At 66.3% G+C, this 18,553-nt stretch carries 15 protein-coding genes and 3 pseudogenes; 7 read left to right on the forward strand and 11 right to left on the reverse strand.

Features of this window, described 5'->3' with window-relative positions; all coding sequences use genetic code 11:
* Positions 1–2: 2 nt before the first annotated feature.
* The 5 genes and pseudogenes from KZO24_RS18730 to KZO24_RS18750 all read right to left on the reverse strand — a co-directional run bounded on the left by KZO24_RS18730 (position 3) and on the right by KZO24_RS18750 (position 5,013).
* Positions 3–772 (reverse strand): annotated as a pseudogene (locus KZO24_RS18730) (enoyl-CoA hydratase/isomerase family protein).
* Entirely contained in the window at positions 769–1,890 is a 1,122-nt protein-coding gene (locus KZO24_RS18735; RefSeq protein ID WP_271183049.1) for an extracellular solute-binding protein, read from the reverse strand. The pseudogene KZO24_RS18730 and the gene KZO24_RS18735 overlap by 4 nt, the downstream one beginning before the upstream one ends.
* Entirely contained in the window at positions 1,887–3,077 is a 1,191-nt protein-coding gene (locus tag KZO24_RS18740) for a CaiB/BaiF CoA transferase family protein (protein ID WP_271183048.1), read from the reverse strand. The genes KZO24_RS18735 and KZO24_RS18740 overlap by 4 nt, the downstream gene beginning before the upstream one ends.
* Before the next feature lie 14 nt (positions 3,078–3,091).
* Entirely contained in the window at positions 3,092–3,838 is a 747-nt protein-coding gene (locus KZO24_RS18745) for an SDR family NAD(P)-dependent oxidoreductase (RefSeq protein ID WP_271183047.1), read from the reverse strand.
* Positions 3,835–5,013 carry an aldose 1-epimerase family protein gene (locus KZO24_RS18750; protein WP_271183046.1) on the reverse strand — a complete coding sequence of 393 codons (1,179 nt, stop codon included), beginning with the start codon at positions 5,011–5,013 and terminating at the stop codon, positions 3,835–3,837. The genes KZO24_RS18745 and KZO24_RS18750 overlap by 4 nt, the downstream gene beginning before the upstream one ends.
* 206 nt (positions 5,014–5,219) lie before the next feature.
* Between KZO24_RS18750 and KZO24_RS18755 the strand changes: the two genes are divergently transcribed.
* Positions 5,220–5,447 (forward strand): L-rhamnose mutarotase, encoded by a 228-nt coding sequence (locus KZO24_RS18755; protein ID WP_486487534.1) that lies wholly within the window; start codon positions 5,220–5,222, stop codon positions 5,445–5,447.
* A 39-nt stretch (positions 5,448–5,486) separates the two neighbouring features.
* On the opposite strand, the gene KZO24_RS18760 is transcribed toward KZO24_RS18755, so the two are convergent.
* Positions 5,487–6,227 carry a FadR/GntR family transcriptional regulator gene (locus KZO24_RS18760; protein WP_271183044.1) on the reverse strand — a complete coding sequence of 247 codons (741 nt, stop codon included), beginning with the start codon at positions 6,225–6,227 and terminating at the stop codon, positions 5,487–5,489.
* Positions 6,228–6,379: 152 nt separating this feature from the next.
* Here KZO24_RS18760 and KZO24_RS18765 point away from each other — a divergent pair.
* The 6 genes and pseudogenes from KZO24_RS18765 (at position 6,380) to KZO24_RS18790 (ending at position 13,840) form a co-directional block, all read left to right on the forward strand.
* Positions 6,380–7,533 (forward strand): annotated as a pseudogene (locus KZO24_RS18765) (mandelate racemase/muconate lactonizing enzyme family protein).
* 53 nt (positions 7,534–7,586) lie between these two features.
* Positions 7,587–8,789, forward strand: coding sequence for an MFS transporter (locus KZO24_RS18770; RefSeq protein WP_430099217.1), 1,203 nt, complete (start codon positions 7,587–7,589; stop codon positions 8,787–8,789).
* An 81-nt stretch (positions 8,790–8,870) separates the two neighbouring features.
* Positions 8,871–11,612 (forward strand): TonB-dependent receptor, encoded by a 2,742-nt coding sequence (locus tag KZO24_RS18775; protein ID WP_271183041.1) that lies wholly within the window; start codon positions 8,871–8,873, stop codon positions 11,610–11,612.
* Between the two features lie 219 nt (positions 11,613–11,831).
* Positions 11,832–12,511: pseudogene (locus KZO24_RS18780) on the forward strand (DUF1593 domain-containing protein); the annotation flags it as partial.
* Between the two features lie 288 nt (positions 12,512–12,799).
* Positions 12,800–13,084: a hypothetical protein gene (locus KZO24_RS18785; RefSeq protein WP_486487724.1), complete on the forward strand. Its 285-nt coding sequence runs from the start codon at positions 12,800–12,802 to the stop codon at positions 13,082–13,084.
* 93 nt (positions 13,085–13,177) lie between these two features.
* Complete coding sequence (locus tag KZO24_RS18790) at positions 13,178–13,840, forward strand: DsbA family oxidoreductase (protein ID WP_271183039.1); 663 nt, start codon at positions 13,178–13,180, stop codon at positions 13,838–13,840.
* A 144-nt stretch (positions 13,841–13,984) separates the two neighbouring features.
* Here KZO24_RS18790 and KZO24_RS18795 read toward each other — a convergent pair whose 3' ends face one another.
* From KZO24_RS18795 to KZO24_RS18815, 5 genes are all read right to left on the reverse strand, one after another.
* Complete coding sequence (locus tag KZO24_RS18795) at positions 13,985–14,761, reverse strand: DeoR/GlpR family DNA-binding transcription regulator (protein WP_271183038.1); 777 nt, start codon at positions 14,759–14,761, stop codon at positions 13,985–13,987.
* Between the two features lie 78 nt (positions 14,762–14,839).
* Positions 14,840–15,907 carry an L-rhamnose/proton symporter RhaT gene (gene rhaT, locus KZO24_RS18800; protein WP_271183037.1) on the reverse strand — a complete coding sequence of 356 codons (1,068 nt, stop codon included), beginning with the start codon at positions 15,905–15,907 and terminating at the stop codon, positions 14,840–14,842.
* A gap of 28 nt (positions 15,908–15,935) precedes the next feature.
* Positions 15,936–17,084 (reverse strand): FMN-dependent L-lactate dehydrogenase LldD, encoded by a 1,149-nt coding sequence (lldD, locus tag KZO24_RS18805; protein ID WP_211150810.1) that lies wholly within the window; start codon positions 17,082–17,084, stop codon positions 15,936–15,938.
* Positions 17,081–18,109, reverse strand: coding sequence for a carbohydrate kinase (locus KZO24_RS18810; protein ID WP_486487725.1), 1,029 nt, complete (start codon positions 18,107–18,109; stop codon positions 17,081–17,083). The genes lldD and KZO24_RS18810 overlap by 4 nt, the downstream gene beginning before the upstream one ends.
* Positions 18,010–18,510, reverse strand: a complete 501-nt coding sequence (locus KZO24_RS18815) for a hypothetical protein (protein ID WP_486487535.1) — start codon at positions 18,508–18,510, stop codon at positions 18,010–18,012. The genes KZO24_RS18810 and KZO24_RS18815 overlap by 100 nt, the downstream gene beginning before the upstream one ends.
* Positions 18,511–18,553: the final 43 nt, after the last annotated feature.

The raw sequence follows: 18,553 nt of genomic DNA on the forward strand, positions 1-18,553 counted from the left end.
GCTCAGCGCCTCCGGAACACGGGCGCGCGGCGCTCGGCGAAGGCGGCGCGGCCCTCTGCGGCGTCGGCGGTGGCGAAGCAGATGGCCTGCAGGTCGCGCTCGTACTCGATGGCCTTTTCGTAAGGCATCTGGTGCGCGGCGCGCAAGTTGAGCTTGGCGGTTTCTGCCGCGATCGGGGCGCGGGCGGCGATCTGTGAGGCGATCTCACGGGCGCGGGGAGCAGCGCGGCGGACTCGGTCACTTCGCTGACGAGGCCCCAGGCGGCGGCCTGCGCGGCGTCGATCATCTCGCCGGTGTAGAGCATCAGCGCGGCGTTCGACATGCCGATGGAATGCGACAGGCCCACCGCCATGCCGCCGCCGCCGATCCAGCCCAGCTTGATTTCGGGCGCCGCGAAGCGGGCGTTGGCGGAGGCGATGCGGATGTCGCAGGCCATTGCCGTCTCCAGCCCGCCGCCCAGCGCATAGCCGTTGATCGCGGCGATCACCGGCTTGCGGCAGGCGCGCAGGGCATCGCAATAGTCCTGCCGGTTGCGGAAGTCCCAGGGCGTCGCGTAGGCATCGAGCCCCGAGATGTCGGAGCCCGCGCTGAACGCCTTCTCGCCGGCGCCGGTGACGATGACCACGCGCACGTCGTCCGAGGTGTTGCAGGTGGCAACGGCGGCGACCAGCGCCTCGGCCATGTCCGGGGTCATGGCGTTGAGCTTTTCCGGGCGGTCCAGCACGATGGTGGCGACGTGGGCGGCGATGTCGAAGCGCAAGTTGGCGCTCATGTCTCGGTTCCTCGGGTGTGATGGCGGGTATAGGCGGCTTCGATCCCGGCGAGGACGGTGGCGGCGGCCTCTTGGGCCAGGAGACTTTCGCGCAGACGGGCGGAAGCCTCGGTCTGGAAGGCGATGGCGCCGTCGTGGCGCGGACGCAGCGAGGCCGCTTCCAGCGTGGCGCGGGTGCTGGAGTAGAACCCGTTCCATGCGGCATCGACTTGCCTGTCGGCCCAGGCTGCGCGCAGTGCGGGCTGGCCTTCGTGAGCGGGGATGAACGCCGTCTGGGCCTCCTCGCTCATGAGCCAAAGCAGATGCGCGCGCAGTTCGTCGGTCACCGCGCAGCGGCGCGAGACGGCGATGCCGGTGCCGCCGAGGATCGAGCCGATCGCTGCCGCTCCGCGCGGCGCATCGGCGAAGGCGACGCCGGACCTCGCATAGTTCACATAGCCGTAGACCAGCGGCACCAGCGCAATGTCTTCCCCGTTCGACAGTGCTTCGAGCAGCGCGATGGGGTTCTGGTCGATGCGGGCGCGCGTGGCATCGCCGGTCAGCCGGGCCATGAGTTCATAAGCCTCGCGGCCCGTGTGGGGATCGACGAAGCGTCCCTCCGGCCTGCCTCCCGCGTGCAGCGAGGCGACGATGGACTGGAAGGTCAGCGCCGCATGCGGGCCGGAGAGCGAAAGCGCCACCGGCTCGCGGGGGGCGAGGGCGGTCACTTCCTCCCAGGTCTGGGGCGGGGTTCCCACGCGCGCCGGGGCATAGGCCATGACCTGGCTGGCCGCGTCGAGCGGCAAGGCCCAGTGCTGGCCTCCATAGCGATAGCTGACCAATGATGGGCCGATGGCTGCCGGTTCCAGCGCCGCCACGGCATCGGTGCCGATCACCTGTTCCATCGGAAGCAGGCAATCGTGCGCCACTGCCTCGCCGACGTGGGGATGGTCTAGGACGATGAGGTCGTAGCGCTGCGCAAGATCAGCGATCGGGTGGGACTCGAAGCCTTCCAGCGGATGGCGATCCCACGCGATCGACAGGCCATGCGTGGGCGCGACGATAGCGGCAGCGGCCTCCAACGCGCGGTAGCCGCGCGGGTGGTCCCAGGTGAGGCCGCGATAGGCGGGCGTGCTCATGCGTGCTGGCGCACTACGCCGGATTCGATGAGCCGGGCGATGTCCTCTGCCCCGAGGCCGGCTTCGCGCAGGATGGCCTCGCTGTGCTCGCCAACCAGCGGTGCGCCGCGCGTGATGGCGCTGGGCGTGCGGGAGAAGCGGATCGGGAAGCCGGGCACTTTAACGCGGCCTTCGGTGGGGTGGTCGTACTCGACGAAGGTGCCGTTATGCTTGATCTGCGGGTCGTCGACGAGGTCGGCGTAGCCATAGACCGGCCCGCACCAGATGTCGGCGGCGCGGAACTTGCCCAGCCAGTGCGCGGTGGGCTGGCGGATCAGGTGTTCGCGCAGGCGGGCGAAGATCTCGTCGCGCCGGGTCCAGCCTTCGCGTTCCTCCTCCATGTCGGCAAAGAACGGGTCGTCGAGTTCGCGCGCCAGCGTGTCGAAGCGGGCCATCGCCAGCGTCATGTAGCCGTCCGCCGTCTGGAACACGCCGTAGGGCGAGCGGATGTAGCTGTGCGCGTGAGGCTCGGCCGAGCGGGCCTGCGGCTTGTTGCCCACGGTGAAGACCGACAGTTCCTGCATCTGGATGGTGGTTATCGCGTCGAGCATGTTGACTTGCACCAGCTGCCCCTCACCGGTGCGCTCGCGGTGGAACAGCGCGGCCAGTGCGCCCTCGAAGGCGCTGTAGGCGGCGATCGCATCGACGAGGTATTGCCCAGCGGGCGAGGGCGGCGTGCCTTCGCTTCCGGCCGAGAGCATTGCGCCCGACATGCCCTGCAGCAGCAGATCCTGCCCCGGCAGCATGCGGTACGGCCCGTCCTCTCCGTAGCCCGACATCGAGATGTAGACGAGGCGCGGGTTGATGGCGGAAAGCGTCGCGTAGTCCACGCCGAGGCGCTCGGCCACGCCCGGGCGGTAGTTCTGGAGGAAGACGTCCGCGTCCTTCACCAGATCGAGCAGCACCGCCTTCCCCTCGGGCGCCTTGAGGTCGATCGCCAGCGAGCGCTTGTTGCGGTTGAGCGAGAGGAACGAGACGTTGATCTTGTTGCCCGTCGCCCCGCCCGCGGAGGCATGGCGCTGCCATTCGCCGCTGGTGGGCTCCACCTTGACCACGTCGGCGCCCATGTCGCCGAGGCGCTGGGCGGCGAAGGGACCGGCCATGGCGATCGAGCAGTCGAGAACGCGGATACCTTTGAGGATTGTCATGTCGATCGTGTCCTTCAGGACATGGTCCAGCCGCCGTTGACGTGCAGCGTCTGTCCGGTGATGAAGCCCGCCTCGTCGGCGGCGAAGAAGGCGATGGCGTGGGCGATGTCGGACGCGGTGCCGCGCCGCTTGATCGCCTGGGCGTCCAGCACCATGCGGTTGTAGCCCTCGGGATCGGGGTGGATCGTCTCGGCGTCGGTGGGGAAGGCGCCGGGGGCGATGGCGTTGACGGTGACGCCCCATTCGCCGAACTCGCGCGCCCATGCCCGCGTCAGGCCGACCAGCGCGGCCTTGGAGGCGACGTAGGGAGACAGGTTCGCCCACCCGCCCGAGATCGTGATGCTCGATACGTTGACGATCCGGCCGAAGCCCTTCGCGCGCATCCCAGGCAGCGCCGCCTGCACCGCGACGATCCCGGCGTCGACGTTGATGCGCTGGACCCGCTGGTGCTCCTCGATGGTATAGTCCTCGAAGGGTTTGGAGGGGTAGATCGCGGCGTTGTTGATGACGACGTCGATGCCTCCGTGCTCCCGCGCCAGAGCGTCCAGGATGGTGCGCAGCGCGGCGAGATCGGACAGATCGGTGCGCGAGACCGTGAGCTGTCCCGGCCCCTTGCCGGCAGCGGCGGCGGAGAGGCGGGCGATCTTCGCATCGTCGTTGTCGAGCGCGATGACATGCGCGCCGCGCTCGATCAGCAGCAGCGTGGTATCGAGCCCGAGCCCGCCCGCCGCGCCGGTGTAGAGGACGGTGCGGCCTTTCATGCGCGGCCTCCGATCACGGGGTAATTGCCGGTGGGCGCGGGATATTCTTCCTGCGGCTGCAGCATGACGCCCTCGATCCGCGCCACGGCGGCGGAGACGGCGGCGCTGTCCGGCAAGACCTGCAGCACCGTGTCGTAGCGGCGCTCCTCGCCGTGTTCGAGCAGGATCAGCTCGCCGCGTTCGCGGGCGAAATCCTTGCCGAGGACGTGGTTGGTCGAGGGCTCGATCCCCACCGCATAGTGGCCCGCGTGGAGGTTCTGCCACTCGAACATGCAGGGGAACTGGTCCTTGCGGGTCGTTACGGAGAAGCCGAAGCCCAGCGCCTCGTTCACCAGCGCGACCTCGACGCGGCCCTTCGCATCGGGGGCCATGTCGTGCTGCCAGACCTGTTCGTGGAAGTTGACGATCGGCGCGGGCAGGGTGCGATAACCGACGCCCTGTTTCTGATAGTCGTCCGCGTGGGCGGCCCAGAGCACCTCGCGCACCGGGGCGACGTAGCGCGCGCCTTCCGCCACCACCGGATGCCCAACGTTGATGTGGTAGCAGTACATGTGCGGCGTCGTGTAGAAGCCGTGGTTCACCACCCGGTCGGTCATGCGGATTTCGTTGCCGCCGAGGTCCGCCTCGATGCGGCGGATGAGGTGCAGGTCTTCCCCGAAGACGGTGGACTGGCGCACGATGCCCTCGGCCCAGAAGATGCAGGCATCGCCCTCCCAGCGCTCGCCGTAGCCGGTCAGTTGCGCCGGGATCGTGCCGACGCGCCCGTGGAGCGAGGAGGAGACGACTTCGCGCGGGCCGTAGTTGTAGTGGCCCGCCGGGTCGTCATGCATGAACAGGATGTGGTCGAGGCCGCAGGTGATGTTCAGCCCCGACATCGAGCGGAACCAGCCGAGCCCGCCTTCGCCCTCGTAGTCGTGCAGCGCCGGGTTGCGGAAGCCGGACGGCGAGTGCCAGCCCACCGCACGCCCGGCGTGGTCGCACTCGGCGATGTCCATGGCGCGGTCCACCAGCACGGTAAAGCGCAGGCCCGAGCCGGTGCGGAATTCCAGCAGGCGCACGCCGCGCTCGACTCCGTCGCCCAGCGTCATCAGCCGGACCCCGGCGAACTGCGACAATGATCCGGTGCGCTCGGCGATGTGTCTTTTCGACCGCTCGGCGCCATACAGCAAGGCCATGCCTGCCCTCTCCATCTTGTAAGACGTATGATGAATACGTAAGGAGAGGATGGGCGTCAACCGGGAGAGTGGAATGACTGAAATCGTGCGCAGATGCTTCGCGGTGGACCTTGTCGATGAGCCGGAGATGATCGCGCGCTACCGGGAATGGCACGCGCCGGGCGGCCCTCCGGCGGCGGTGACCGAGGCGATCTCGCGCCGATGGTGTGCGCGATCTGCAGATCTGGCTGGTGGGCGACCGGATGTTCATGGTGATGGAGCAGGACGCCGCGCTGGCCGCCGATCCGCAAGGCAAGGCGGCGCGCGATGCGGCCAACCCGGACGTGCAGGCGTGGGACGCGCTGATGCGCACGTTCCAGCGCCCGCTACCCTTCGCGCCGGATACCACGTGGGTAGAGATGGAACGGATCTATGCGCTGTCGGAGCAGGACTAGGAGATACGCCCGTCGTCCCGGATCAAGTCCGGGATGGCGTCACTGCGCCCCGTTCGCCCTGCGCCGGGCCCACGACGACTCGATATGGTCGCGCATTGCCTTGGCCGCGGCTTCGGCATCGCCGTCGACGATGGCCTGATAGACCTTGCGATGCGCGGCGTGAGTCTCGCGCACGTGCTCGACGTTGAGCGTGCCCGAATAGCCGTGGGTGTTGAGCGCGCGCGACTGGATGCTGTCGATGATCGCCTTGCTCAGCCGTGCGCCCGACATGCGCATGATGACGTCGTGGAAGTTCACGTCCTCATGCACGTAAGCGGCAGGCATCTCGACCAGCGCCTCCAGCTTGTCGATCTGGGTCTTCAGTTCCGCGCGGGTTTCCGGCGTCGCGCGCCGGGCGGCCTTGGCGGCCATCGAGGCCTCCAGCGAGGAGCGGATTTCCAGCAGGTTGTCGAGATAGGCCAGCCCGTCCTCGCGCCGGAACAGCGCCGCCAGAATCATAGGGTCGAGAAGGTTCCAGTCACCCTGCTCGCGCACGATGGTGCCGCGCCCCTGCAGCGAGACGACGAGGCCCTTTTCGGTGAGTGCGGTAGTCGCCTCGCGCACGACGGTGCGGCTGACGCCGAAGTGGTCGCACAGCATGTTCTCGGGAGGAAGTGCGCTGCCGGCCGGATAGACTTCGGTGACGATGGCGTTGACCAGTTCCTCCACCACCGCTTCGGCCAGGCGCGGACGCCGCCGTGTCTTAGCGGGCGCTCCGAGGCCGACTACCTTGTCCTGCATGCTTTTTGACGCCTTGTGAAATCATGGTGACGCGCATCGTTCGCGCCTGATTCACGCTGAACCGACTTGACGGAGCACGTCAAGGCTTGTCAAACGACATAGATCATACATAATACGAATTACAAACAGGGCTTGGGGCAGAGGAAACCCGGATGAAGATCACAGGCTACCGCAGCCTTACCGCCTTTCACGACTGGCAGCGGCCTGTCGGCGACGTCAATGGGATCGTCGAATCGGGCATTACCGAAGTGCCGGTGTTGCTGCTGGAGACGGACGGCGGGCTCACCGGCATCGGCCTGGGCTTGCACCGCGAGATCGACCGGTTGTTCCCCGCCGTCGAGGGCGCGGACCCGCGCGGCGTTGCGACGCTCTATGACGCGATGCTCTCGCATGTGTTCAAGAGCGGCCATGCCGGGGCAACCTTCGGCACGATCGCGGCGGTCGACATGGCGCTGTGGGATCTGAAAGCGAAGATGGCCGAGGAACCGCTGTGGCGTACGCTGGGCGCGGGCGACCGGTTCGTATCGGGCTATGCCTCGGGCCTGTGCTACGGTCTCGACGATGCCGCCTTCGCTGCGCACTACGGACAGTGGGCGGAGCGCGGCTTTACCGCCGCCAAGATCAAGGGCGGGCGCGATCTCGACCGCGACATCGCGCGGCTGGAAACGGCGCGCGAGATTCTCTCGCGCAATACCAGCCGGCCCGCACTGATGCTCGACGTCAACGAGGCGTGGAACACCAAGCAGGCGATCCGCCACCTTGCCGAGATCGCGAAGCACGTGGACCTGACCTGGATCGAGGAACCGGTCCGTCGGTGGGATTCGGCGGGCCATGCCCGCATCGCCCGCGCCGCGAAGACAGCGGTGGCGACCGGCGAGAACCTGACCGGGCTGGAGCAGTACGCGCCGTTGTTCGATGCGGGCGCGGTCGATATCGTGCAGGCGGGTAGCGTCTGGGGGATCACCCATTTCCTGCGCGTGGCCATGGCCGCGCATTCGCGGGGCTGCCGGTCTCGCCGGTCGCCTACAACGCCAACCCGGTGGCGCACGCGGCGGCGGCGGTGCCGAACATGATCGGGATCGAGGTGCAGGACTTCGCCTTTCCCGCCGGGTTCGACGTGGACCAGCAGATCGCCGAGGGCGGCATCGTGCTGGGCGACCGTCCGGGTCTTGGCATAGAGATCGACGAGGCCGCGGTCGCCAGTGCAGTCGCCGCCATCGGCTGGGGTGAGCGCGGCGGGCCGCATCGCCGCCCGGCGGACGCGGGGCTGCGGCTGGTGCCGGAAATGCGGCGGGCTGCAGAGTGATGCACGGCGACGTTTCCGATCCTGCCTGGGTTGAGGGTCGCGCGCGCTGGCGCTTGCAACTCTCTCTGATGGTCAACTTCTTCCTGCTGATGGCGCTCTACAGCGGCGTTCTGGGGGTCTTGCTGCCCAACCAGATTGCCGAGCTTTCGCCGGGCTCGAAGGAGAACAACCTGGCGCTGCTCTTTGCGATCACTTCCATCTTCTCGACTCTGGCAACGCCCATCGCGGGAGCCCTGTCGGACCGTACGCGCAGCCGCTGGGGACGGCGCTCGCCGTGGATCGCGATCGGTTCGCTGGTCGGATCGGCGTGCCTGTTCGGGGTGTCGTGGACGACCGGGTTCTGGTCGCTGATGGTCCTGTGGGTCATGGCGGCGGTTGCCTACAATTCGATGCAGCCTGCGATGACGACGCTGATCGCCGACCGCTTCGCGCCCGAGACGCGCGGCGGTGTCTCCGGCATCGTCGGCGCGGGGATGACCGCCGGGCTGACTGCGGGCACTGTCGTCGCGGGCTACCTCGCGTCGGAGCGGCTGCTGGCCTATGGCCTGTTCGCAGGCGCCATCGCCGCCTCGTGCGTGGCTTTCGTGGCGCTCAACCGCGAGCCGCCCAGCGACACCCAGCCGCACCGTCCGGTGCACTGGGGCGCGTTCCTGAAGAGCTTCTGGATCAGTCCGCGCGAACATCCCGACTTCGCCTGGGCCTTCGCCAGCCGCTTCACGATCTACATGGGCTATCAGGCCGTCGCCGCCTACCTGCTCTACATCCTGCGCGATTACATCGGGCTGGCAGATGGCGCCTCCAACCTCGCGATCGCCAATATGGCGATGGTGACGCTGTTGTGCCTGGTGGTGTCCTCGCTCGTATCGGGCTGGCTTTCGGACCGCTGGCAGCGGCGCAAGCCCTTCGTCATCGGCGGCAGCCTCATCATGGGCGCGGCAATGGTGGCGCCGCTGGTCGCGCCCTCGATGGCGGGGATGTGGGTATACGCGGCCGTCATCGGCGTGGGCTACGGCATGTTCATGTCGATCGACATGGCCCTGATGACGCAAGTGTTGCCCAAGGCGGCGCTGGGTGACGAGGGCAAGGACCTCGGCGTGCTCACCACTGCCGTCAACATACCCCAGATCATCAGCCCGGTCATGGCGGCGGCGCTGCTCGGCGTGTTCGGCGGGGACTACCGCGCGATCTTCATCGCCGCCGTCGTCTTCGTGTTCGCCTCGGCGCTCTGCGTACTGCCGATCCGCTCGGTGCGATAATTCATAATACGTATGATGTAGTTTGACACATGATCTTTGGCAGGTCATAACGCCTGCAAAGAATTTCGAGGGAGAGTCGAAATGTCCAAGGAGGGAAGGCTTCGCAGCGCGGCCACGACGGCGCTGCTTTTTTCAGCTGCATCGGTGCTAGCGCTGGCAACCAGCGCGCAGGCTCAAGAAGCTGCGGCTGATACCGGGGCATCGGAGGCAGTCGATGCGGAGAACGTCATCATCGTCGCGGGCATCCGCGCCAGCCAGAAGGCTTCGATCGACATCAAGCGCGATTCCATTGCGGTGGTGGACTCGATCGTCGCCGAGGACCTGGGCAAGCTGCCGGACCAGAACGTCGCGGAATCGCTTCAGCGCATCGCCGGCGTCACCATCGAGCGCAACCGGGGCGAGGGACGCTACATCACCGTTCGCGGCTTCGGGCCGAAGTTCAACGCGGTGACCGTCAACGGCCGCACGCTGGCGACCGACAACAATGGCCGCGAGTTCTCGTTCGACGTCATGCCGTCCGAGATCATCGCCGGGGCCGACGTCTACAAATCACCGCAGGCCAACATCAACGGCGCCTCGATCGGCGCGACGGTGGACGTCAAGACCCTGCGCGCGATCGACCAGAAGGACGAATTCTCGTTCGCCGGATCGGCGGGGCAGATGTGGGCGGAGCTGGCCGACAAGTTCAATCCGGAAATCTCGGGCGTCGCCTCCTGGCGCAATGCGGAGAAGACGCTCGGCATCTCGCTCTCGGCGGTCTACACCGAGCGCCAGACCCGCAACGACGAATTCACCATCGGCGCGGGCCACGTCTATCGTTCCAGCACCGATTCCTACTACAATGCAGGCGGCGTTCCCGGCGCGCGCATCGGCCCGGACGTGGCACCGTTCACGCGGGTCTCGATGCCTTCGAACTTGTCGCCGTTCTTCTTCGAGCGCAACCTTAAGCGCTACGGCTTCTCTGGTTCGCTGCAGTTCCGCCCGACCGAGACGCTGACCGTCTCGCTCGACGGGCTCTATTCGAAGGCTGACTTTAAGGAGCAGCAGACCGGTCTCGCCTACGACTTCTCCGGCGGTACTCTGGTGGAGCAGGTGGTCGAAGGCCAGGAGGCGGTCTATCAGCGCTATCAGGGCGGCTTCGTCGACCAGATCCTGCAGTACGACCACCGCAAGGTCATGACCAACCAGTTCGGTGCCAACGTCGAATGGAAGCCGACCGAGACGCTCAAGATGCGCTTCGACGCCTCGCGCTCGAAGGCGGAACGGCGCGGCAAGGAAGACAACCTCTTCACCACGATCCGGCGCAAGAACATCGACCTCTGGTTCGATCGCCGCTCCGGCAGCCCGATCTACGAATATGGCTTCTCGAGTCCGAACTACCCCAACGCCGCGACCAGCCCCGACGGCATCACCGCGCACTATTACATCTGGGGCGGCGGCACCGATGTCGACGACAAGATCGAGGAATACCGCTTCGACAACGAATGGGAGGCGACGTCCAACCTGACGCTCTTCGCCGGCGGCATGTACTCGCGCCGCACCAAGACGCTGACCGGGGACGAGATGCCCTTCGGTGAGCAGTGCGCCTACTGCGGCTCTGACCGTGTGCTTCCGGGCTATCTGTTCCAGCCCACCAACCGCAACTTCTTCCAGGGTGGCGGCCCTTCGAACATCATTCGCGACTGGGTGATCTACAGCCCGCAGCAGCTGGTGAGCGTGATCGACCAGTTCGCGGCGGAGGACGGCATTGCGTTCAACCCGGCGGTCTTCTCGCCTTCAGCCTCTTCGGTGGTCGATGAGAAGGTGAAGATCGGCTACGTCATGGCCAACTTCCGCACCTCGCTGGGCTCGATGCCGCTGACGATCAACGCGGGTCTTCGCTATGAGGGGACGACGTATACCTCGACCGGCGCATCGCGCACGGTCCTCAGCGCGCAGCCGAACGGGCAGGGGCAGAACATCATCGTCGTCTCGCCGGTCGTTCCGGTGGGCTTCAAGGGCAAGTACAACGACTGGCTGCCCTCGGTGAACATCAAGCTGGAGGCGACCAACGACCTCATCCTGCGCCTCGCCGCCTCGAAGGTGATGACGCGCCCGACGCTGACGGACCTGTCGCCGCGCCAGTCGATCCAGACCAACCCCGGCAACGAGACGATCAGCCGCGGCAACCCCGACCTGCAGCCGTTCCGCGCCAAGCAGATCGAGGCCGGCGTGGAGTGGTACTTCAACGCGAGTTCGCTGCTGTCGGCGGCCGCGTTCTACAAGAAGATCGACTCCTTCGTGACCCTGGTGACGACGCCGCAACTGGTCGATCAGGTGACGTTCCAGGTCACCGTGCCCGACAACGGCAAGGGTGCGACGGTGAAGGGCTTCGAGCTTGGCTATCGTCAGGCCTTCACCGGCCTTCCCGCGCCGTTCGACGGTCTGGGTGTGCAGACCAGCTTCAACTACACCAAGTCGAATGCTAACTACACCAACCAGGTCGCGGGCGTGTCCTACGGGCTGGAGGGCCTGTCGAAGACCTCCTACAGCCTCGTCGGGTTCTACGAGAAGTACGGCCTGCAGGCGCGCGTGGCCTATACCTGGCGCGACAACTTCCTGCAGGTGGCCTCCGGCCGCAACGGCGAGCCGGAATACTTCGCCGCCTATGGCCAGCTCGATGCCGGGCTGTCCTATGAAGTGACGCCGCAGTTCACGATCTTCGCGGACGCGCTCAACCTCAATGACGCCAAGGAGTTCATCTACTCCGTCAGCGAGGACCGCACCAAGGAGTATCGCAGGACTGGCCGCCGCTTCTCCGGCGGTGTGCGCGTCCGCTTCTGACCATCGATGGAAGGGACCGGGTCGCGATACCCGGTCCCTTCCCGGCATTCGGGATGACATATGGTGATGAAGCGCCTTGCTCCGGTTCTGCTCGCAGCCGCAGCGCTCGGGTTGCCGGGGCTGGCAAAAGCCGCTCCGGTGTCCCGCGTCGCGGAAGCCGGAAAGCCGCGCGTGATCGTCCTGACGGACATCGGCTCGGACCCGGACGACATGGAATCGATGGTGCGGTTCCTGCTGTACACCAACGAATTCGAGGTCGAGGCGCTGGTGCCATCGACCTCGCGGCATCTGCAGGATTCGGTTCATCCCGAGCAGATCCTGAAGCGCATCGACGCTTACGAACAGGTGCTGCCCAACTTGCGTGCCCATGCGCAGGGTTGGCCCTCGGCCGCGCAATTGCGCGCGCGGGTGAGGCCGGGGCGGCCCGAATACGGGATGCTCGGCGTCGGCGCGGGGAAGGATACCGAGGGATCGCGCGCCATCGTCGCCGCGCTCGACAAGGCGGACCCGCGCCCGGTGTGGATCTGCGTCTGGGGCGGGGCGGTCGATCTGGCGCAGGCGCTGTGGTCGCTGCGCGAGACACGCCCGGCAGAGGACGTGGCGCGCCTTGCGGCGAAGCTGCGCGTCTACTCGATCTCCGATCAGGACAACGCGGGGCCATGGGTCCGGCGGCAGTTCCCGGACGTGTTCTGGATCGTCAGTCTCACGGCGCACCGGCACTACAACCTGTCGACCTGGGGCGGCATCTCGGGCGACCGGATGTACTATTTCGACGGACCGGACTTCACCACCGTCTCGAAGGAGTGGCTGCGCGAGAATGTGCAGATCGGCCCGCTCGGCTCGCTATATCCGAACTACGAGTTCATCATGGAGGGGACACGCCCAGCTTCCTCTACCTGGTTCCCAACGGCCTCGGCGATCCCGAGCATCCCGACTACGGGAACTGGGGCGGGCGTTACGGCAAGGTGTCCGAATGGGACGGCATCTGGACCGACACGAGCGACCTCGTCACCGGGGCCGACGGCAAAGTCCACCAGACCAATAAGGCGACGATCTGGCGCTGGCGCGAGGCGTTCCAGAACGACTTTGCGGCGCGCATCCAGTGGACGCTGCAGGGCGCGTTCAAGGGCGCAAATCACACACCAAGACTGGCACTCAACGGCACTCAGGGTGTCACAGCAGTGACAATGACTGCCCTTCCGGGCGAAACCGTGCGCCTTTCCGCAGCCAGTTCGCACGATCCGGACGGGGACCTGGTGGACTACACCTGGTGGCAGTATCGCGAGGCCGAGGCGGTCAACCGCAGCCCGCGCGTCGAACTCCAGCGCGGCGACCCTCTGGAGACCCGTTTCGTGGTGCCCGAGGTGACCGAGCCGACCCGCTTCCACATCATTCTGGAAGCGCGCGACCGGGGCACGCCGGCGCTGATCAGCTATCGCCGTGCGATCGTCTCGGTGGAGCCGCGGCGCTAATCGGGGAAATGGCGGGTACCTCTCGTCATGCGCCCGATCGTTCCTATCTGTCCGACGGTACGCCGATGCAGCCGATTGAAGGAACGCCTGAACATGCCGCAGCACCTCAAGATCGATTTCGTGTCCGATGTCGCCTGCCCCTGGTGCGTCATCGGTCTGAAGAGCTTGGAAGCAGCGCTTGAACGGCTTGAGGGAGATGTCTCGGCAGACATTCATTTCCAGCCGTTCGAACTGAACCCGAACATGCAGAACGAAGGGCAAAACCTGCGCGAGCACATTGCGCGGAAGTACGGCACCACGCCGGAACAGTCGGCCGCGAGCAGGGCGGCGATCCAGGAGCGGGCCGCAGGTGTCGGCTTCACGATTGCGATGAACGACGAGAGCCGTATCTACAATACGTTCGACGCACATAGGCTGTTGCATTGGGCGGGAGAACAGGGCCGCCAATCCGAACTCAAGCACGCGCTGTTCGAGGCGTATTTCACGCAAGGCGTCAATGTCTCGCTCCATGAGGTTCTGCTGGATGTGGTGGCAGCTGCGGGCCTCGATATGTCGCGTGCGGCGGAAGTCCTTGCCGGAGATGAGTACGCTGCGACAGTCCGTGATGACGAGGAAATCTGGCGTTCGCGAGGGATCTCGAGCGTCCCGGCGATCATCATCGACGAGAAGTACCTTGTGTCCGGTGGCCAGCCGGTCGAGGTGTTCGAGGACGTGCTGAAGAAAATTGCCGCCGAGCGGGCGGCATTGGCTCAATAGTTCTGACTGCGTCCCGCGACGGGCGCATGAGACCTCTGATGAAGTAAGGCAAAATGCGCTCGTCGTACAAAGCCTTGCCAACGCTTGCTGCAGAAGGTTGCTCCCTTCGATCAGCGGATGCGTTGAACGGACCAATCCTCGTTTTCAGGCAACCACTACCTCGATCCCAGCATCCTCCAACATTTCCAAAGCCTGTCGATCAACGCCCTTGTCAGTAATCACCACGTCGACTTCGCTAAGATCGCAGACGATGGAACCCGAGATCGAAACAAATTTGCTGCTGTCGATCAACAGGATGAGTGTCTCCGCGCGCTTGATGAAGCTGCGTTCGGCGGCGACAAGGATAATATCCTGCTGCATCACGCCTTGCGGGCCAATCGCGGCCGCTCCCATGAATAGCTTGGGAGCGTGAAAGCGCGGCATCGATTCTTCTCCTGCCGGCGCCAGGACAATGTTCTGTTCGCGAAATACGGTGCCTGAAGGAAGCAATACCCGCGTACCCTCCTGCGGCAAGAGCGCATCGACGATATGCAGCGAGTTGGTAAGCACTTGGCAATCGAGCCCAGCCAGATGCGGGCACATTTGCAAGGTCGTGGTTCCCCCGTCGATCATGATGCCTTCGCCGGGGAGGCACAGCGCTGCCGCAGCACGACCAATCGCCTGCTTGGCAGGCAGGTTTTGCAAGATCGACTGGGCGAACGGCGTACCTGAAAGCCCGCTTTCGCGTTCCTCCTTCTGATCTTGCGGCGCTTTTGCGCCGCCGTGTACGCGCACGATCAGGCCCTCTTCCTCCAAACGGGTGAGGTCACGCCGGATCGTCGCCGGCGAGGCTTCGAGAAGTGCCTCGAGTGCGCGATACGTCACGAACCCGGTGGCCGCCACCGCTTCGAGGATCAGGCTTTCACGCTGCGTAGAGTGCATTGGCTACCTTATGTCGCTTTATGTCGGTCCATGCGCGGGCTTATGACGGACTTTTCGATCATGAGCCATCATTTCTGCTCACGGGGTCATCCCCGCCTCGATCATGTTGCCCGCCCCGATGATCACCGTCGAGCCGACGAGCAGGCTTATCCCGGTCCAGACCAGCGTGCGCGTACGAAGGCTGGCGCCCTTCCACTCCTTCAGCGCAAAGCCCCAGAGCGTCGAGAACAGGATGATGGAAGCCATGTGCAGCGTCCACGAGGAGAAGCCGTAGCGTCCCATCTGGCTCTCGCCCATCGTGTAGAAGAAGAACTGGAAGTACCACAAGGTGCCGCCCAGCGCCGCCAGCAGGTAATTGACCAGAAGCCTGGGCTTTTCCCCGGTCGGCACTCGGCCGAGAAACTGGCCGAAGCTGCGGTTGCGGCGGATGAGGATCGCGCACCAGATCGCATTGGTGGTGAGGCCGCCCGCAAGCACCACGCACAGCACCGGAAGCCCCTGGCTCAACGGATCGGTCCCGGCCGCCAGCGTCAGGTCGCGGATCGGCTGTCCGGCATCGAGGCCCCAGGCGAAACAGCCCGACATGACGCCCGAGAACACCGCGATCAACAGGCCTTTGCGAAGGTCGAACTCGGCCACGCCCTCGGAAATCTTGCCGCCCAGGTCCTTGTCCTTGGCGCTGCCCGCCCGCGCGACGACGACGATCCCCGCCAGCGTCACCAGAATGCCCAGCAGCGTCAGTTGTCCGCTGGGGCGTGAGGCGATCTCGCCGATGGTGCCGTGGAAGATCGGCGGTCCCATCGTGCCGATCACCGTGGTCAGTCCTAGCGCCACGGCCATGCCCAGAGAGAGCCCGAGATAGCGCATCGTCAGCCCGAAGGTCAGCCCGCCGAAGCCCCACATCGCACCCCAGAACCAACACCACAGCAGGGTCCGCGAAGGCGTGGCGGCCAATACGCCGAGCAGGTCCTCGGTGCGCAGCGAGGCGAAGAGCCAGGGCGCGATGGCCCAGGAGAAGATGCCGCCCGCAAGCCAGAATATCTCCCACGACCACAGCTGGATGCGCTTGTAGGGGACGTAGAAGCTGGCGGAGGCGAAGCCGCCAAGCCAGTGAAACAGGACGCCCAGCGGCGGATTGCCTCCCATGATTTTCGTGATCCTCTCTTGATGTATGTTATCGGGTGGCCGCCAGGCAGTTGCGGTCGATCTGGTCGATGCGGGTGGTGCCGGTGAGCGCCATGGCAACGCGCATTTCGGCCTCGATCAGCTTGAGCATCTTCGTGACGCCTGCCTCGCCGCCGGCTGCGAGCGCCCAGGCCCAGGCGCGGCCCAGCAGCACGCCCTTGGCGCCCAGCGCCAGCATCCGCACCACGTCGAGGCCGGAGCGGATGCCGCCGTCGGCCAGCACGGTCAGGCGGTCTCCCACTGCATCGACGATCGGAGGCAGGGCGCGGGCGCTGGAAAGCACGCCGTCGAGCTGCCGCCCGCCGTGGTTGGAGACGACGATGCCGTCCGCGCCCAGCTCTGCGGCTTCGCGCGCGTCATCCGGGTCGAGAATACCCTTGATGATCAGCGGCCCCTTCCATTCGGAGCGAATGAAATCGAGATCGCGCCAGTTGATCGAGGGGTCGAAGTTGTTTCGCATCCAGGCGAAGAAGTCCTCGATCCCGGTCCTGCCCTGTAGCACCGGGGCGACGTTGCCGAGCGTGTGCGGGCGTCCGTTGATGCCGACATCCCATGCCCAGCCGGGCCGGGCGGCCGCCTGCGCGAAGCGCCAGAGCGCGCCCTTGATGCCGCCGGATCCGGCAAGGCCGGTGTGGTAATCGCGATAGCGGCTGCCGGGGACCGGCATGTCGACGGTGAAGACGAGGGTGGAGCAGCCCGCCTCGACCGCCTGCGCCAGCAGGTCCTTCATGAAGGCGCGGTCGCGGATCATGTAGAGCTGGAACCAGAACGGCCGGTCCGCAGCCCTGGCGACTTCGCCGATGGTGCAGGCGCCCACCGTGGAGAGCGTGAAGGGAACGCCGGCGTTCTGCGCCGCCCGCACCGCCTGCGTCTCGCCGCGCCGGGCGTAGAGGCCGGCCAGCCCGATCGGCGCCAATGCAAGGGGCAGGGCCAGCTTCTGGCCGAACAGCTGCGTCGACAGGTCCAGCGCCGAGACGTCGCGCAGCACGCGCTGGCGCAGGGCGAGTTCGGCAAGGTCGGAGACGTTGCGACGCAGCGTCGCCTCGGCATAGGAGCCGCCGTCGATGTATTCGAACAGGAAGCGTGGCAGCGTGCGGCGTGCGGCTTCGCGAAAGTCGGGGATCGAGGCGGTGATCATGCGGTCAGTCCTGCGGGAGCCTTCGCCACGGCTTCGCGCCAGGCGTCGCGATAGCCGAAGAGGTCGCCTTCCAGCGGTTCGACGCAGATAAGTTCGCCGCCCGCTTCGAGCGACGGGTCGATCAGGCGCAGCGCGCCGAACGAGACGTCGTTATGGGCATTGGCGAGGAAGACCCGGGTGTCCGGCCGCAGCGCGGCGAGCGCGCGCACGAAGACCTCGGCCTCGGAAAAGCGCCCCTCGATCAGCAGCCGGTCCTTCGAACCGATCAGGTCGAGCGCGGTATCCGCCACCAGCGCGGCATAAAGGCAGATTGCCGCGCGTCGGGCGTACCAGGTTCCCTGCCACTCGACCGGCGCGTTGACCCAGCGCGCCTCGCCGTCGGGATAGGGGCCGAAGCCGGGCGCGAGCGTGGGCATCATCATCGTGCGGCGGCGCAGCAGCGCCGGGACTTCGGCCATCAGGCGGGGCTGGTCGGGCTTGATGTCGATGCGGCGGGTGTCGAGCTGGATGACCGTCTCGATCTCGCGCCCGCCCATGAAACGGGCCGAGGGCACGGGCGCGCCATAGGCATCGACGTTGACCAGCGTGTCGCGCCCTTCGGGCAGCGAGGCGATGGCGAAAGGTCCGGCGGCAAGGCGCATGGCGATGAACCATGTGCCGGTGGAAAGGATCGTCGCCTCCTGCCGCGCGATCTGCGCGAAGCCGCGCGCGGCGAGCAGCGCGGCGTTGGAATCGTGAAGTCCGGCAAGCACTTGCGCACTCGCGGGCAAGCCCGTCTCGGCCGCGAGTTCGGGGCGCAGGGTGCCCACGACCTCGCCTGCGCCGACCACGGGGGCAAAGCGCTCGGCCCAGCCGAGGCGCTCGGCCATCGGGGAGAAGCGCGCTTCGCCGGGTGCCCAGAGGTCCGAGTGGCAGCCGAGGCTGGTCACTTCGCTGACCGCCCGGCCGGCGAGGAACCAGGCCCAGTACTGCGCCCAGGGCACCAGCGTCGCCCGCGCCATCGCCTCGGGGTGGCGCTGCGCCATCCACCAGATCTGCGCGCCCATGTTGAGGCCGTCGGGCAGGGCGGGGAGCCCGTCACGGCCAGCGCGTCGCGCTCGGCCCGGTAGGCGGCCATGACGTCGCCCGGGATCGGCTGTTCGTAGTCGAGCGGGGCGAATAGCAGCCCGTCTTCTCCGATCGCGGCGAAGGCGGCGCCATGGGCCACGGGGATGATCGCCTCGACCGGATGGCCTGCCCATTCACGCAAGGTGGCGCGCAGCCATTCGCCGATTCCCTCGGCGTCGAGGCGGCGAATCCCGTCGATTTCATGGGTCGGGTTGGGGCGCACCTGGCGGCACACAAGGGTACCATAACGGCACCACAGCGACACCTTGCTGAGGGTCTTGCCAATATCGACGACGATGTAAGCGCCTGTTCCTGCCATTCTCTCCGCCGCCATTTTCAACCAGGCAGCGATCTGCCTGAAC

It is taken from the genome of Novosphingobium sp. NFX11, assembly GCF_057376415.1.

Bases quoted from the DNA above. Each gene is read 5' to 3' on its own strand.
- KZO24_RS18735 (WP_271183049.1), bottom strand. From the start codon at position 1,890: ATGAGCACGCCCGCCTATCGCGGCCTCACCTGGGACCACCCGCGCGGC.
- KZO24_RS18740 (WP_271183048.1), bottom strand. From the start codon at position 3,077: ATGACAATCCTCAAAGGTATCCGCGTTCTCGACTGCTCGATCGCCATG.
- KZO24_RS18745 (WP_271183047.1), bottom strand. From the start codon at position 3,838: ATGAAAGGCCGCACCGTCCTCTACACCGGCGCGGCGGGCGGGCTCGGG.
- KZO24_RS18750 (WP_271183046.1), bottom strand. From the start codon at position 5,013: ATGGCCTTGCTGTATGGCGCCGAGCGGTCGAAAAGACACATCGCCGAG.
- KZO24_RS18760 (WP_271183044.1), bottom strand. From the start codon at position 6,227: ATGCAGGACAAGGTAGTCGGCCTCGGAGCGCCCGCTAAGACACGGCGG.
- KZO24_RS18775 (WP_271183041.1), top strand. From the start codon at position 8,871: ATGTCCAAGGAGGGAAGGCTTCGCAGCGCGGCCACGACGGCGCTGCTT.
- KZO24_RS18785 (WP_486487724.1), top strand. From the start codon at position 12,800: ATGACTGCCCTTCCGGGCGAAACCGTGCGCCTTTCCGCAGCCAGTTCG.
- KZO24_RS18790 (WP_271183039.1), top strand. From the start codon at position 13,178: ATGCCGCAGCACCTCAAGATCGATTTCGTGTCCGATGTCGCCTGCCCC.
- KZO24_RS18795 (WP_271183038.1), bottom strand. From the start codon at position 14,761: ATGCACTCTACGCAGCGTGAAAGCCTGATCCTCGAAGCGGTGGCGGCC.
- rhaT (WP_271183037.1), bottom strand. From the start codon at position 15,907: ATGGGAGGCAATCCGCCGCTGGGCGTCCTGTTTCACTGGCTTGGCGGC.
- lldD (WP_211150810.1), bottom strand. From the start codon at position 17,084: ATGATCACCGCCTCGATCCCCGACTTTCGCGAAGCCGCACGCCGCACG.
- KZO24_RS18810 (WP_486487725.1), bottom strand. From the start codon at position 18,109: ATGGCGCAGCGCCACCCCGAGGCGATGGCGCGGGCGACGCTGGTGCCC.
- KZO24_RS18815 (WP_486487535.1), bottom strand. From the start codon at position 18,510: ATGGCAGGAACAGGCGCTTACATCGTCGTCGATATTGGCAAGACCCTC.